Raw genomic sequence first — 14,793 nt, 5'->3', positions numbered from 1 at the left:
CATCGAAAAAGAGCTTTGAGTCTACCACAGCATAAAGACCATAAAAAAGCGCCTTAATCCGCGAGGACTAAGGCGCAAAACTGTTGCGCAAACCAATAGATCTGGGGAAATCTAAGGCAACAACAGGATAACGAAAAACGTTATTACTCGACCATGGCATCGTGGGCCACAGGCCCAGTCGGTTTTCGGATCAGCAGCACGGCAAATACAGCGATGAGTAGCAGAGCGCCCATGATGTAAAACACATCGTTATAGGCCTGAATATAGGCTTGCTGACTCATGGTTTTGCCCAGCAAGGCTTTCGCCTGCGCGGCCGCGGTATAGGGATCTGAACCACCCGCCTGCAACATGCTTGCGCTTTGGGCTAAATAGTCCTGCGCTTGCGTGCTCACTGCGGGTAAGGATTCCTTAATATGGGCCAAATGCCCGCGCGCCAGCGTGTCTGATAGGGTCGCGACCAGCGCAATACCAAAAGCGCCGCCTAAGTTACGCATCACGTTTAATACCGTCGACGCCGAAGCATTTTCATGGGGTTTCAAATGCATGGTCGCAAGCATACCAATAGGCACCAGAATAAACGGCTGACCTAAGGCCCGCACCACTTGCGAGGCGATCATCTGCGGTCCGGCATAATCTGCGGTCATCTGGCTATTCATGTAATAGCTAATAGCGAACATTAAAAAGCCAAAGGCGGCGAGATAACGACTATCGAAGCGCTCCATCAATTTCGGCACTAAAGGCAATACCAATAGCTGCGGAAATCCCATCCACATAATCACGCCACCAATCTCTAACGGTGTGTAATCATGGACTTGCGATAGATAAAGCGGGATCAAATAGATAGCGCCGAATAGTGCCATCCCCAGTAAAAAATACGCCACGGTGGAGAGCACAAAATCACGCTTACCGAGTAGACGCAAATTCACTAACGGTTCTTTACGCCTTAACTGGATCCAAACAAACAACACCAAATTGACTACGGCAATAATGGCCAGATTACGAATGAGCTCCGAGCCAAACCAGTCCTTGCGGTTGCCTTCTTCCAGCACCACTTCAAGGCAACCCATACCTAGCGCCATAGTGACTATGCCCGCCAGATCGACATTCTTCAGCTTATCCCAAACGACCGACTGCTTCTCTAAACCGTAGGCCAACATGGCCATAACTAACAAACCCGGTGGCACGTTGATATAAAACAGATAATGCCAGCTAAATTGCTCAGTCAACCAACCGCCTAAGGTCGGGCCGATTGAAGGCGCAAATGTGGCTGTCACGCCAAATAACGCCATGCCGACGGCACGCTTGTTATCGGGTAAAAACTCAAGGATAAGCCTAAAGGCCAGCGGAATCAGCGCGCCGCCAAAGAAGCCCTGTAGCGCCCGAAAGGCGATCATGGCCTCTAAGTTCCACGCCATAGAACAAAGCACAGAAGCAAAGATAAAAGCAGCCGTGGTCCATAACAAATAACGCCTGACCGACAATCCCGTACTGAGCCAGCCAGAGAGCGGGATCGCGATCATTTCCGCCACCAGATACGCGGTTGAAATCCAACTGCCTTCTTCGAGCGTAGCCCCAAGACTGCCTTGAATCTCCTTCATCGATGCATTGGTGATTTGGATATCGAGGATCGCCATAAAGGCGCCGATCAACCCACCAAATACCGCGATCCATGAGCGGCGACTGCCACGCTCATAATCAGTAGGCTTGTTAGGGACACTGATGCCCTGCGCCTCCATATCGGCAGACGCAGTGATAGAGCCAGTTGCGCTCATACTAACGACCTGTATTTGCAGCGATTGCCGATATTGCAGTACCCGACGCCGTATCCACTTTCACGACCGCACTTAAGCCCGGTAGCATGTGTGCTTCTTCCTCAGACAAATCTAAGCGAATACGCACGGGAATACGTTGGACGATTTTAGTGAAGTTACCTGTGGCGTTTTCCGCCGGCAGTAAACTGAATTTGGCTCCGGACGCCGGTGACAGACTATCGATAACACCTATAAAGGTTTTGTCGGGAAACGCATCGAGACTGACCTGCACCGACTGTCCTGGTTGCATATGTTGGATCTGGGTCTCTTTAAAGTTCGCCGTGATCCACACTGCCCCATCCGGAACCAAACTGTAGAGTGCTTGGCCGGGTTGCACGTACTGCCCCACCATAGCGCCACGTTTACCTATCACCCCAGAAAAAGGTGCAGTCACACGGGTATCATTTAATTGAATTTTCGCCAATTCTAAGGTCGCATCGGCCTGTTCTACCACAGAACCCGCCTGATCTAATTGGGCATTAAAAACCGCTAACTCGCGTTGCTTTGCCACTAACACGGCTTTGGCTTCATCGAGGCGGGCGGCGGCAGAATCGAATCCCGCTTGCAGTTGATCGACATCATCTTGAGAGCTGTAATTACTGACTTTAAGCTTTTTCGAGCGGCTCAATTGTTGCTGTGCACGTATTTTATCGGACTCAGCCGCCACGACACCGGCACTGGCTTGGGTGATTAACGCCCGTTGTAACTCAACCTTAGCGGCTAGGGTTTGCAAGTCCGCCTTCGAACTTGCCAGTGAGGCTTCGGCTTGGCTCACTTTGGCGCTAAATTGGTTATCTTCGAGCTGAGCTAATAGCTCACCCTTTTGCACATGCTGGTTATCAGTCACATCGCTTAACACCACATAGCCCGGCACTTTAACGCTGATATGGGAAATATCGGCCTCAACATAAGCATTATCAGTGGTTTCGATAAAACGTACCTGTGTCCACCAGTAATAACCGCCTCCCGCAACCGCAGCGAGTAACAGTGGAACGGCGATAATGAGTTTACTTTTGGACATGAATGACTCCTTGATTAGTGATATCTAGTGTACTACTGTCTCACCAAGTTTATTAGCCAGTAAAAAATCAACCCACTGTTTCACAGGTGTAACAATGATGGATCTCAATCGCGTGCAAATTTTCGCTCAAGTGGTCGAGCAAGGCAGCTTTACGGGTGCCGCCAAAGCCCTTGGGATCACTAAGGCAACGGTCAGTCGCAAGATAGCCGAGCTCGAAGCTGATACCGGCACACAACTGTTATTTCGCACCACCAGAGCCCTAAAACTCACCGAGGCGGGATCGAGTTATTACAATAGGATCAATAAGATCCTCACCGATCTACAGAGCGCCGAAAATCAGCTCAGCGCCCAACAGCAATTGATCAAAGGCAATCTAAAAATTGTCTGCCCAATTGAATTAGGCCAATTGTTTTTAGGGCCGATTTTCGCTCAGTTTTTAACGCTTTACCCCGATATCACCATAGAGGCTGAACTCACCAATCGTAAGGTCGATGTGATAGAAGAAGGTATCGATCTGTTATTTCAAATTGCCGATTCAGGTGACACTCGCCTGCAAAGCTATGCCTTAGTCAACGCCCATAAGTCGTTAATGGCAAGCCCTGCTTATTTGGCCGAGCACGGCACCCCAAAAGTGCCACAGGATTTAGCCAAACATAAAGCTATCCGCTTACAGTCGGCGCATATTGAAGGTGCATGGAAGTTATTCGATGGCAAAACTTGGATTGTCGCCGAGCCCATGACTCAATTGACAGTAAACAATGTCACTCTGGCTCGCGAGGCCGCCATTGCGGGGCTTGGGATCACAGCAGTGCCCTCCATCATTGCCCAAGTGGCATTAGAAAAAGGCTACTTAATCCCGCTGCTTGATGACTATCCTATGGTCCAAACTAAGGTCGTGCTCAGTTATCCACAGCGGGCCTACTTACCTCGAAAATACCGTGTCTTTATCGAGTTCATCTATTCCGCATTATTTAAACGTTGGGGATCGCAAGTATTGGAAGTGCCCGATTTTATCGGCCAAGCCGATCAGGGCGAATAAACAAAATCGAACAAATAAAGCGATCAAAACAGTAACAACTATAACTTTGTAAAGCTTAAATCGCAGCCATAGGGATAAATCCGCTATGTCATAATTGCCTTAATCCTTAAGCCTCTATAAGCTTGGCAAGGTAACAGGCAGCAAAAGACCTTAGGTTTTCCTGATACAGTTTGCATAATAAAATTTAACATTTAATCTCAATTTTGGAGGAAACCTAATGAGCTTAATTAAAGAGTTCAAGGCTTTTGCGTCCCGTGGCAATGTGATCGACATGGCCGTTGGTATCATCATAGGTGCCGCATTCGGCAAGATAGTCTCGTCCTTTGTGGCCGATATCATAATGCCACCGATTGGTATCATTTTAGGCGGAGTGAATTTTAGTGATTTGAGCATAGTGCTGCAGGCAGCTCAAGGCGACGCGCCTTCTGTGGTGATTGCTTATGGTAAATTCATTCAAACCATTATCGACTTTACGATTATCGCCTTCGCCATTTTCATGGGCGTCAAAGCAATCAATCGCTTAAAGCGCAAAGAAGAAGTCGCGCCTAAAGCACCCGCGGCACCGACTAAAGATCAAGAACTGCTGTCTGAGATCCGCGATCTACTGAAAGCTCAGCAAGAAAAATAAGCCTAATCTAAAGCGCAGATCATAAAAAACCCATCGAACTCGATGGGTTTTGTTTTTATATCGGCGATGTTTCACATCAAGCAGATAAGCGATTACTCAGCTTCAATGTGCACAGTTTCACTGTAATCTTGCACCACTTCAGCCACTCGAATGCGGTAAGAGTTAAACAAACACGGCACTATGCCCGTTTGCTCGGCAATACTGTGGGCCATCTGATTGCGCCATTGGGTGATAGAAGCTTGGTCTTCCCAAAACGACAGGCTCAGCACTTTGCCATCGTCGGTTAAACTCTGAAAACGTTCGATCGAAATTAATCCCTTACGACCAAGATACCCAAACAACCTCAAGATGCAGGATTCAGCGGGAATTTAACGCACTTTAGGCAAGGCGGCTATTTGCAGACCTAGTGGGCTAAGTTAAAAATAGTCAACACAGCATAAAGTGCGTTAAAACCCGCCGGGACGGAGCGCCCAGGGCACTCCACTTCTGTGTTGCATCAATTCAAAAGGTAGCCGACATTCTGTCATTGATGCGCCTTGAATTGGAGCACCCTGGACGCTCTGAAACTCGTATCTAGAGATTATTTGGGTATCAATATTGGCGCATTTCAGCCGCCACGTGCAGATACTCTTCCTTCCCTTCTTGTGTCGGGATGACTTCAAAAATTACAGCGATCATAACGCTCTCCAGAAATTAACGTCCTTAAATGTCGACTTTAAGATTAGCCCAACCAGGGCGCGATAGCTCGCTGATTTTTAGACTTTTAGTCAATCTGATAATTCTGTCTACAATGTGGGCAATAACCCGAAATATAACAAGTTATTGCCCACGATAACGGCTTATCTGAGGTTAATCGAGTTCATCGATGTGCTTGTCGCCACGATATAACCAGCGATATAAGGTCGGCAACACTAGCAAGGTCAGCGCCGTCGAGCTAAACAAGCCACCGATAATCACCACTGCCAGCGGCTTTTGGATTTCACTGCCAACCCCCGATGACAATAAAATCGGGATCAAGCCTAAGGCCGAGGTCAATGCCGTCATCAACACGGGGCGCAAACGCCCAACCGTGCCCTCATAAACACAATCATAGAGTGCTTCGCCGCTTTGCCTGCGCTGATTAATCGAATCCACCAGCACCACACCGTTGAGCACAGCCACCCCAAATAGCGTGATAAAGCCAATAGAGCTAGGTACAGATAAATAAGTGCCACTGGCATACAAGGCCACTATGCCGCCAATCAAAGCTAAGGGCACGTTCGCCATGATGAGCAACACTTGCTTGAATGAACCAAAGGAGAAGTACAACAGCAAGGCAATCAAGGCGATAGAAATCGGCACCACCAGCATCAGCTTTTGCTGCGCTCGCTGCTGATTCTCATACTGGCCGCCAATGATCACTGTATATCCCGCGGGTAAATCGGCCTGTGGCACTAAAGCATAAATATCTTTCACGACCGAGCCCATATCGCGTCCCGCCACGTTGGCCTGCACCACAACACGGCGCTGCACATCGTCACGGCGAATATTCGGCGGCGCCATTTCCACTTCAACGCTGGCGACTTCGCCTAAGCGCACTGTGGCGCCATTCGTGCCGCTGAGTAACAAGTCTTTAATCGCATCAGGGCTTTGGCGAAACTCGGCCGCGAGGCGCACATTGATGTCATATCTAGCGTTGCCATCAATTACTTGACCTGCACTCGCGCCGCCAATGCCTTGGCTGACAAGGCTCATCACTTGATCGACACTAATGCCGTAGCGCGCCAATAACTCGCGTTTGGGCCGCACAACCAATTGCGCTTCTCCACTCACTTGCTCTAATGACACATCGACGGCACCGGGAATTTTCGCGACAAGATCGGTGAGCGCTTGGCCTTTCTCAGACAATACCGCTAAATCTGGGCCGAAGATTTTGATCGCTAACTGGGCTTTTACCCCCGAGAGTAATTCATCTACCCGAGTCGCAATCGGTTGCGAGAAAGTCAGCAAGAGTCCGGGGAACACACTGAGTTTTTCCTCCATCAGGCGTTGCAGCTCTAAGCGCGAACTTGCCGATTGCCATTCAGATATCGGCTTAAGCCCAATATAGACCTCGATATTACTCACAGGCTCAGGATCGCCGCCAAGCTCAGGCGCACCAATGCGGCTCAGGGCATATTCCACCTCGGGAAACTCCAGCAAGATAGCTTCAAGCTTGGGCGCGACCGCCAAAGACGTGCCCAAACTCGCGGTTGGTGCCAGCGTGACCCTGAGGTTAATCGTGCCTTCCTCCAGCTCAGGCACAAATTCGGTACCCAGCCTTGGTAGCAATAAGAGGCTCAAAGCAAACATCAATAAGGCACTGAGCATCACGACCTTTGGCCTAGCAAGTGTTGCCGTCAGTAGCTTGCGATAAGCGGCATCCAGCGGCGCTAAGACCACGCTTTGTTTGAGTACCACACCCCGCTTGAACAAATACACAGCAAGGGCTGGCACGGCAATCAAGGCCACCAGCAGCGCTGATATCATTGCCAGAATGATACTGACCGCCATCGGCTGGAACAGCTTGCCTTCAACGCCTTCGAGGGCAAACAGTGGCGCAAATACCACTATGATAATCGCCGTCGCGAAGAAGATTGGACTACACACCTCTTTAGCCGCGAGCATGATGCGCACAGCCATATTGGCCTGCTGACCACCGTCCTCATCGCTATGATATGGGTCTGCCTCACCATCGGCACGCGTTCTCGCCTCCAGCAAATGTCGACGATCCGGCTGAGTTAAGTGTTTGAAAATGTTCTCTACCATCACCACGGAACCATCGACTAACATACCAATCGCCACGGCTAAACCGCCGAGCGACATCAGGTTTGCCGACAATCCATAGTAGGACATCACCATGAGCGCGAGCCCGATAGACACAGGAATAGACAGCAGCACCAGCAAGGTCGCACGGATATTGACGAGGAACAGCGCCAAGATCACTACGATAAACACAAAGGCCATTAGCAGCGCGTCGCGCACTGTGGTCACTGCCTTATCGACCAGATCCGCTTGGTCGTAAAACACCTCAAAGGACACGCCATCGGGCAAGGCCTGCTCGATAAGACTCACCCGCGCGCCGATATCGTCAATTGTCGCCTTAGTGTTTGCCCCCATGCGTTTGAGCACGACCCCCGCCACCACTTCGCCGAGGTTTTGTACGTTGCCAGCTTCATCGCGGCGGGTCATAGTCACAGCACCAACACGGATTTCACTGCCAAAATCAACCTGAGCGATATCGCCCACCCGCACGGGCGTGCCTTTATCCTCCGTAAGCGGGATCTGTGCGATCGCCGCTAAGCCTTCTTCTCCTGCGGGCAACATGCCGTAGCCGCGTACCACAAGTTGCTCTTGGCCTTGGTCCATAAACCAACCGCCAGCGTTGCGGTTATTGCTCTCTAATGCCTCGGTGACTTGCGCCATCGATAAGCCATAGGCGCGCAATTTATTCGGGTCGACCTGCACTTGGTATTGGCGCACATCGCCACCAAAGGACAAGACTTCAGTCACGCCGCCAACGGGCATCATGATGAGTTTCACAAGGTAATCGTTCAAACTGCGCAGCTCGGCGGCATCGATACCTGAACTAGGTTCAGCGCGCAGAATGTACTGATAAATCTGCCCTAATCCCGAAGTATTCGGGCCGATTTCCGGTACACCGACGCCGCTTGGGATCATCTCCCGCGCCGCCTGTAACTGCTCAAACACTTGCTGGCGGGCGAAATAAATATCCGTCCCTTCGGCAAATACCACAGTCACAATCGACAAGCCGGTGCGCGATAACGAGCGCACCTCTGTCACGGCTGGCAAGGCGTACATGGCCGACTCCACCGGATAACTGATAAGTTTTTCCACCTCTTCTGCGGCTAAGCCTTCGGCCGCAGTATTGATAGTCACTTGCACGTTAGTCACATCGGGAAAGGCATCGAGATTCAATTTAGGCAGCATCACCACGCTTGCCACTATCATGGCGAGCAAGGCCAACACCACTAACAGCCGATTTTTAATCGCGGCTTCGATTAACTTTTGCAACATAGAAAATTCCTCAAGCGTTCAGTGGCGACATTAATGGTTATGGATATCAAAGCCTGCTTTCGCCTGCTCGGACACCAAGAAAAATGCACCAGCCACCACGACCTTGAGCTTTGCCTGCTGGGCTTTTTCAAGCTCAGCGCCGCGCACTAAACTCAAGCCGCGCTGACGCTGCACCACTTCTACCTCAATGGACTCGAAGCCATCTTCATCTTGAATAAAAATCTGCCAGTCGCCATCGCCGCTGCGGGTAAGCGCCGCATCGGGCAGCACGATTCCACCAGCCTTATCAGCAGAGTTGGCGACAGTATTAGCAAAGTAGAGTTCGGCAAATTGCCCCGCATGCAGCACATGATCAGGATTAGGCATACTCACCAGCACTTGCTCGGTGCGCGTCACGCTATCGAGTTCATGGGAGCGGCCTATGATCTTGCCCGCCAGCGTTTTATCCCCCACTTGCACTAAGGCTGCACTGCCGACAGTGATATGCGCAGTTTGGGTAGGCGTTAGCTGCGCTTCGACCCATAAATAAGACTCGTCGGTCAGCTGCATTAACGGCGTGCCCGCACTAAACACTTGGCCTAACATGGCGATATCTTGCTGCACTCGTCCGTCTATCGGCGCTAAAAGTTGATAACTACCTATCGCTTCGGGCGTCGATTCCAGTGCACGAATTTGTGTTGGCGTCATCTTAATCGCCTCTAAAATCGCCCGTTTAAGTTCGGCATCCACCTGAGCCTGCATCCGCCGACTAACGCTAACCGCACCTTCACTCATGCGCTTAACTCGGCTCCATTCAGCAGCAGCATTGATGTAGTCCGCCTGCGCCTGCGCAACGGCTGCGCCGCCCAAGGTCAGTAAAGGCTCACCTTTTTTGACTTCTTGTCCCGGCACTACGTGGCGCGCCAACACTCGCACATCGAGCTGCGGCGCAAGGGTGGCAGTTCTATCGCGATCCACCACTAAGGTGGCCGTCGCCCTAATATCCAGATTCAAATTGGCGATATTCAAGCTATCGCTCGACAGGGGTAACAAGCTAATGCCCGCCAAAGCTTGCTGCACTTGGGTCAATTTCAGCGCCTGTGCACCGTGTTCATCCGCTTGCTCAGTTTGAGTAGCTGAACCGTGATCGTCCCCTGCCCATGAAGGTTGGGCGGTGAAAAGCGCAGCAGAGCCGAGCACACATAATGCGAGGGCGAGTGTCGACAGCGTGAACTGCCGCTTTGCAGGTACTGTGATTTGAGGTGTTGTGATTTGAGACGCAATGATGTCAGGTGCAACAGTTTCTGACATTACAACTGCATAAGACTTAGTAGCGTTAAAGTGATTATGTGAATTCATTTGGGTTACCTCATTGGTTTACTGTGCGCGCGGCGGCATTTGGCATGTGTGAAGGTGCTTGGCTGATCTGTTCAGCCGTACCATTCAAAAAGGGCATAAGCTGACCGCTTTCGCCCATCCACGTTAACCAGCTCTGATAAATGGCCGTTTCTAGATTCAAGCCCACCAAATAACTGGCGGCCAACTGACGGCGACTCTGCAAGTACTCGCTGGTACTCACATCGCCCGCTTGCCATTGTTGGCTTAAGGATTTAGCGGCTTTGGCACCGGACACTTGTACTAACTCGCGCCAATCTTGGTAACGCTCAAGTAAACGCGGTAACGCGTAGAGGACGTGTTTCTGCTTGGCGGTAAGTACTCGCTCACGGGCAAGATAGCCTTGCTCGGCGATCGCGATGCCCTTATCGGCCACTGCTTGTAACTCACTGTAGTTATTGCGAACTTGCAGAGGAATCGATACACCGACACCGAGCTTATTGTCCGTGCCCTCCTTTTCTGCGCCTAGGCTAATGGTCGGGTCCGCTGACTTATCGGCCTTGACTTGCATGGCATTGACTCGCGCCAACAACACTTGTTGGTAAGCGCTCGCCAGTGCTGGCAAAGTTGATTTGGAGGTGCCCAACTCGGGCGCTGGCGCTTGCTTAGCCTGAGTCACGAAGACATGGATCTCCTTGATGAACTCACTAAAGGCAAGATTATTATCCCCAAGCAACTCAATCACTTTGCCGTCAGCCACTAAAGCTGCCTGCTCAGCTAAGGCATAATCGGCGGTATTGGTTGCTAACTCGAGTTGCATCAATTGCAACTCAACGTTAGACAAATCCCCCGCCGCCAACCGCTGCTTGGCAATGTCGAGCTGCGCCTTAGTAAACCTGAGTTGCTGCTCGGCAAAAGTCAGCGCCTTACGACTTTGCGCCTGTTCTGCCAGCGCCAGTAAGCGTTCGGCCAACATTTGGTTACGCTCTAAACCTATGTCAGCGAACAGGATTTGGGCTTCAAGCTCGGCACGTTTTGTCGCCACGCCGCGCTTATCTCCCCAATCTAAGGTTTGACTCAGGCCTAAGCTGTAGGAATCTGTGTCGGCATTTTGATAGTTAAGCCCAAGTTCAGGGTTATACACGGCGCGATCCGCCGCCTGAATGGCAAGCTCTGCTTGTTGCTGCCGTGTAAGCTGCGCTTGCACTTCAGGTAACTGATTGAACTGTGTGAGTAACGCGGGCAACCATTGGCCAAAAGCGACATATGGCGTGTCGGTTTCTTTGGCGGGTAAGCCCAGTGATTGAGCTTTAAACACCTCGGCTTCAGGAGCTTTGATTTCAAGCGCATTGGTTTCCAAGGGATTGGTTTCAAGGGCTTTGGTTTCAAGGAAGACTTCAAGAGTGTCATTTTCTGCCGCGAGGGCAAAGGCTAGCAATCCGGCAGCCAATACTAATCCGCAGCTCAGCAAGCCCGATCTAAATAGGCAAGCCAAGGTACGGGCGAGAGTCGTTTTGTTCATCGCAAATCCTAACAATATCGAATGTGGATCGGCTGACTTTTGCGCCCAATGTGAGACAGCTAGATTTGAGCTTCATTTGAAATAGCTCAATGCAAAGCAATCACATCGTTCTAGGCATGGCAAATAAGCGCCGATCGAATCATCCCGCCAAGCAATACATAGCTAACACTATGCGTAACTTAAGCTATGCATAACCAACACATCGCATGGCTAAGGCCGATGGCCGGCACAACAACTCACGCTGCTGAGCATCAGTTAAATCGCATTTTGGGAATGAATATAAAAGGCTTATCGCGCGGCGAAATAGATTGAGATCCAAGAAGATGAATCAAGATCTTTAGACCGAGGAATAAGCTGGATATTGGGGGATTAAGCTATTGGAGGACGGTACTTAGGTAAATTATCGGGCTGGAAATAGGATACATTAGCAGCGAGAAAGACGCTTTCTAACGCTTGTACAGGTTGGCTTAGCCCAGGAGATAACAGCGCCACATGACCGCCATGGCATTGGCAATCGAGGCACAGGTCAAAATCCTGTAATTCTGTGGTTTTCACTAAGTGGGAATGCAATTCGCTGGCATGATTTTCACCCGCGTTATTGCCTAACACTTTGGTACTTGCATCAATGTCGGTAAAGCCTAGGGCTTGCTCACTTGGGCAAACGCAATCGACACATTGGGCTAAAGTGGTCACTTGGGCACTAAATTGCAGATGGGGATGATTATCGGCTTCTTCCGCGCCATTGCCCGCATGTAACTGATGCGCACCCAAATTCGCGCCAGCAAATTGCAGCACGATAATGGCTATCAGTAAGGTCACCATTCGAGTAAAAAATGGCTTAGCGGTAGAATTCAAATATCACCTATAGCAAATAACGGATAACGGATAACGGATAACGGATAACGGAACATCTGACCCGTATGATAAACATAAGTTCACAGCTCGCAAGCAAAGTCTTTCAAGCTGTGATCTCTAAAGGCTAACGCTGACTTAAATACTCAGTGCTTATTTAAACACGCAACACTTATTTAAATACGCAGTGCTTAGCATAATCAGCGGCTTCATTGGCAGTCCAATCGCCAGATGGCTTCTCTTTCATCTGCTTACACCAAGCATCACTACCGACTTCTGGCGAGCAGGCACTCAATCCAGCGGTAAACGCTAGCACCAACGCAATGGCACTGATTTTTGAAACATTTTGCTTAGAAAAAGCGCGCGATTTAAATAAAGACATACTTCATTCCTTGTAAATACGGTCTACATAAGACCATTAGATATTCGAACGCTTAGTGATCCAAGCAATCGCTTTGGTTTTCTGCTCTAGGGGAAACCATGCCACTTCGCCCTGCATAAAAGGACCAAGTAAGCGCACCGCATTTCCCACCCAATCAGGTCCGCCCACAAATACTAAGGCTTCAAAATTAGGTAATTGGACTTCACCACTACCTGTGAGTGACTCAAATTCCCAGCCCTCGAGTAACACGTCAGCCTCAATATACAGGCAAACTTGGCCCCAATCCTTACGATAACTCTTAATCGCCGGCTGTAAACGGGTCCGATAATCGGTGGAGGATAGTCGGCCACTGGCAAAAAGACTGATAACACCCTTAGCAATATCGGGGATTTGGCATAACATAGAGGCACTCCGAATCGAGAACACTTTTGCAAGCAATGGCCTTGACCAATGCAATGGCAAAGAATGCGCCCGATGATAACAAATCTATTGAAAAGCCATAAGTGATTATTGATGGCTTCTCAATCCATGCTGAAAAATGCCTAAGTTTGCCATGATAAAAATCTCAAACCGTGTGGAACTTCAGGAAAATGAAATCGAGTGGCAATTTATCCGTTCGAGTGGCGCTGGCGGTCAGCACTTAAATAAAGTGTCCACCGCTGCGCAGCTAATTTTCGATATTAAAAGCTCATCATTACCCGAGTATTACCAAGAACGCTTGCTCAACAAGGCCGATCACCGCATCACTAAAAGCGGCAAAATCATCATTAAATGCCAAGCGAGCCGTAGCCAAGATGCCAACCGCCAAACGGCGTTGGAGCAATTTATCGCCTTAGTCGCCAGCGTCGGTGAAGTGCAGAAAAAACGCATTCCTACCCGCGCCACCAAAGGCAGCCAAACGCGGCGATTAGAGTCCAAGAAACAAAAAGCCGCCACTAAAGCCATGCGTCAGCAAAAGACTGATTATTAGCGTTAATCAGCATTAGGCCGCAGTTGAAACTGGCCGACAATGGCGCTGGATTTCAATGGTATAGTCGGCTCGCACATGCTCAGCTCACACACAATCGACTAACGGATAATGCAAAATCGACTTGAACAGGTTAAGTTAGTGACCTATCTACAAAACTAACAAATGCCTCCCAGCTTTAATTCCAAGGCATGTCGTAAAGGAAAGCGCAATGAGTCACAAAATTTTGCTCGTCAATGGCCCCAATCTCAACCTCTTAGGTCGCCGCGAGCCCAGCGTTTACGGTCATCAAACCTTGGCCGACATAGTGGCGGAGTTAAACCAGCAGGCAAAGTTGGCGGGAGTTGAGCTTGAGCATATTCAGTCCAACGCCGAATTTGAGCTAATCAACGCGATTCATGCGACCGATGCACAGATGATCATTATCAACCCCGCCGCCTTTACCCATACTAGCGTCGCCCTGCGTGATGCCTTGCTTGGCGTCGCAATTCCGTTCTTTGAAGTGCATTTATCCAATGTGCACGCCCGTGAAGCCTTTCGCCACCATTCCTATTTTTCCGATAAGGCGATAGGCGTGATTTGCGGTTTCGGTTCACAGGGTTATGAGTTTGCACTGGCGGCAGCCATTAAGCGGCTCAACCAGCCACAGTAATCCCATTCAATAGCGTGCTTCGCAAGGGCAGATAAATGGCAATGGATCTTCGTAAAATCAAAAAACTCATTGAGTTAGTGCAAGAGTCTGACATAGCAGAACTGGCGATCACCGAAGGTGAAGAGTCGATTCGCATCACCCGCTACAGCCCTATGCCAGCCAATGTGCAGTCATCGCAAACGCCAACCACAGCACGCGTGGCACCTTTAAATACACAGGCAAAGCAAACCGCCGTTTCGCCAAGTGTGGAAGGTTTTGTGCAAGTCTCGCCTATGGTCGGCACTTTTTACGCGGCGGCAGAACTCGATGATGTGCCGCTGGTTAAAGTCGGCCAAAAGGTGAGCCAAGGTGAAGTTGTCTGCATTATCGAAGCGATGAGAATGATGAATCCCATCCAAGCCGAGCGCGATGGCGTGATCAGCGCTATTTGGGCCAAAGACGGCGATGAAGTGGCATTCGATCAACCGCTATTTACCTTAATCTAACCGCTCGCCTTATCATGAATTGAAGCGCACTTGAGTTTAAGCTGCGGTTTTCAAGCAAAGGCAG

14 protein-coding genes are annotated in these 14,793 nt (G+C 50.0%); 5 read left to right on the top strand and 9 right to left on the bottom strand.

The genetic code is table 11. The annotated features are described in order from the left end of the window. Positions 1 to 143 precede the first annotated feature (143 nt). A complete protein-coding gene (locus FW758_RS02620) occupies positions 144 to 1,772 on the bottom strand; it encodes a DHA2 family efflux MFS transporter permease subunit (protein WP_226058285.1) in 1,629 nt (542 codons plus the stop codon). Position 1,773: 1 nt separating this feature from the next. Next, complete coding sequence (locus FW758_RS02615; protein ID WP_012090306.1) at positions 1,774 to 2,832, bottom strand: HlyD family secretion protein; 1,059 nt, start codon at positions 2,830 to 2,832, stop codon at positions 1,774 to 1,776. 94 nt (positions 2,833 to 2,926) lie between these two features. Between FW758_RS02615 and FW758_RS02610 the strand changes: the two genes are divergently transcribed. Continuing rightward, entirely contained in the window at positions 2,927 to 3,871 is a 945-nt protein-coding gene (locus tag FW758_RS02610) for a LysR family transcriptional regulator (protein WP_006084264.1), read from the top strand. Positions 3,872 to 4,088: 217 nt separating this feature from the next. Continuing rightward, positions 4,089 to 4,499, top strand: coding sequence for a large-conductance mechanosensitive channel protein MscL (mscL, locus tag FW758_RS02605; RefSeq protein WP_006084265.1), 411 nt, complete (start codon positions 4,089 to 4,091; stop codon positions 4,497 to 4,499). A 92-nt stretch (positions 4,500 to 4,591) separates the two neighbouring features. Here mscL and FW758_RS02600 read toward each other — a convergent pair whose 3' ends face one another. The 7 genes from FW758_RS02600 to FW758_RS02570 all read right to left on the bottom strand — a co-directional run bounded on the left by FW758_RS02600 (position 4,592) and on the right by FW758_RS02570 (position 13,027). Then, positions 4,592 to 4,867, bottom strand: a complete 276-nt coding sequence (locus FW758_RS02600; RefSeq protein WP_197721158.1) for an antibiotic biosynthesis monooxygenase family protein — start codon at positions 4,865 to 4,867, stop codon at positions 4,592 to 4,594. 481 nt (positions 4,868 to 5,348) lie between these two features. After that, positions 5,349 to 8,555, bottom strand: coding sequence for an efflux RND transporter permease subunit (locus tag FW758_RS02595; protein WP_446444560.1), 3,207 nt, complete (start codon positions 8,553 to 8,555; stop codon positions 5,349 to 5,351). Between the two features lie 30 nt (positions 8,556 to 8,585). Continuing rightward, entirely contained in the window at positions 8,586 to 9,893 is a 1,308-nt protein-coding gene (locus tag FW758_RS02590; RefSeq protein ID WP_446444559.1) for an efflux RND transporter periplasmic adaptor subunit, read from the bottom strand. Positions 9,894 to 9,903: 10 nt separating this feature from the next. Next, a complete protein-coding gene (locus tag FW758_RS02585; protein WP_446444558.1) occupies positions 9,904 to 11,391 on the bottom strand; it encodes a TolC family protein in 1,488 nt (495 codons plus the stop codon). 369 nt (positions 11,392 to 11,760) lie between these two features. Then, a complete protein-coding gene (locus FW758_RS02580) occupies positions 11,761 to 12,213 on the bottom strand; it encodes a hypothetical protein (RefSeq protein WP_242326327.1) in 453 nt (150 codons plus the stop codon). 202 nt (positions 12,214 to 12,415) lie between these two features. Then, complete coding sequence (locus tag FW758_RS02575; protein ID WP_106648261.1) at positions 12,416 to 12,625, bottom strand: DUF3012 domain-containing protein; 210 nt, start codon at positions 12,623 to 12,625, stop codon at positions 12,416 to 12,418. 36 nt (positions 12,626 to 12,661) lie between these two features. Beyond that, on the bottom strand, positions 12,662 to 13,027 hold the full coding sequence (locus FW758_RS02570; protein WP_011845671.1) for an STAS/SEC14 domain-containing protein: 366 nt from the start codon (positions 13,025 to 13,027) through the stop codon (positions 12,662 to 12,664). A 136-nt stretch (positions 13,028 to 13,163) separates the two neighbouring features. Here FW758_RS02570 and arfB point away from each other — a divergent pair, with 136 nt between their 5' ends. From arfB to accB, 3 genes are all read left to right on the top strand, one after another. Continuing rightward, positions 13,164 to 13,595 (top strand): alternative ribosome rescue aminoacyl-tRNA hydrolase ArfB, encoded by a 432-nt coding sequence (gene arfB, locus FW758_RS02565; RefSeq protein WP_300480291.1) that lies wholly within the window; start codon positions 13,164 to 13,166, stop codon positions 13,593 to 13,595. A gap of 208 nt (positions 13,596 to 13,803) precedes the next feature. Further along, positions 13,804 to 14,244, top strand: a complete 441-nt coding sequence (gene aroQ / locus FW758_RS02560) for a type II 3-dehydroquinate dehydratase (protein WP_028759381.1) — start codon at positions 13,804 to 13,806, stop codon at positions 14,242 to 14,244. Between the two features lie 35 nt (positions 14,245 to 14,279). Next, positions 14,280 to 14,729, top strand: coding sequence for an acetyl-CoA carboxylase biotin carboxyl carrier protein (gene accB / locus FW758_RS02555; RefSeq protein WP_259482840.1), 450 nt, complete (start codon positions 14,280 to 14,282; stop codon positions 14,727 to 14,729). The last annotated feature ends 64 nt before the right edge of the window (positions 14,730 to 14,793 follow it).

The sequence above is a fragment of the Shewanella sp. 1180_01 genome (assembly GCF_052850535.1).
This window is presented reverse-complemented; position numbering and strand designations above follow the sequence as displayed.

Excerpts from the sequence above, each read along its gene's own strand:
- FW758_RS02620 (WP_226058285.1), bottom strand. The coding sequence starts at position 1,772 with ATGAGCGCAACTGGCTCTATCACTGCGTCTGCCGATATGGAGGCGCAG.
- FW758_RS02615 (WP_012090306.1), bottom strand. The coding sequence starts at position 2,832 with ATGTCCAAAAGTAAACTCATTATCGCCGTTCCACTGTTACTCGCTGCG.
- FW758_RS02610 (WP_006084264.1), top strand. The coding sequence starts at position 2,927 with ATGATGGATCTCAATCGCGTGCAAATTTTCGCTCAAGTGGTCGAGCAA.
- mscL (WP_006084265.1), top strand. The coding sequence starts at position 4,089 with ATGAGCTTAATTAAAGAGTTCAAGGCTTTTGCGTCCCGTGGCAATGTG.
- FW758_RS02595 (WP_446444560.1), bottom strand. The coding sequence starts at position 8,555 with ATGTTGCAAAAGTTAATCGAAGCCGCGATTAAAAATCGGCTGTTAGTG.
- FW758_RS02590 (WP_446444559.1), bottom strand. The coding sequence starts at position 9,893 with ATGAATTCACATAATCACTTTAACGCTACTAAGTCTTATGCAGTTGTA.
- FW758_RS02585 (WP_446444558.1), bottom strand. The coding sequence starts at position 11,391 with ATGAACAAAACGACTCTCGCCCGTACCTTGGCTTGCCTATTTAGATCG.
- FW758_RS02580 (WP_242326327.1), bottom strand. The coding sequence starts at position 12,213 with ATGGTGACCTTACTGATAGCCATTATCGTGCTGCAATTTGCTGGCGCG.
- FW758_RS02575 (WP_106648261.1), bottom strand. The coding sequence starts at position 12,625 with ATGTCTTTATTTAAATCGCGCGCTTTTTCTAAGCAAAATGTTTCAAAA.
- FW758_RS02570 (WP_011845671.1), bottom strand. The coding sequence starts at position 13,027 with ATGTTATGCCAAATCCCCGATATTGCTAAGGGTGTTATCAGTCTTTTT.
- arfB (WP_300480291.1), top strand. The coding sequence starts at position 13,164 with ATGCCTAAGTTTGCCATGATAAAAATCTCAAACCGTGTGGAACTTCAG.
- aroQ (WP_028759381.1), top strand. The coding sequence starts at position 13,804 with ATGAGTCACAAAATTTTGCTCGTCAATGGCCCCAATCTCAACCTCTTA.
- accB (WP_259482840.1), top strand. The coding sequence starts at position 14,280 with ATGGCAATGGATCTTCGTAAAATCAAAAAACTCATTGAGTTAGTGCAA.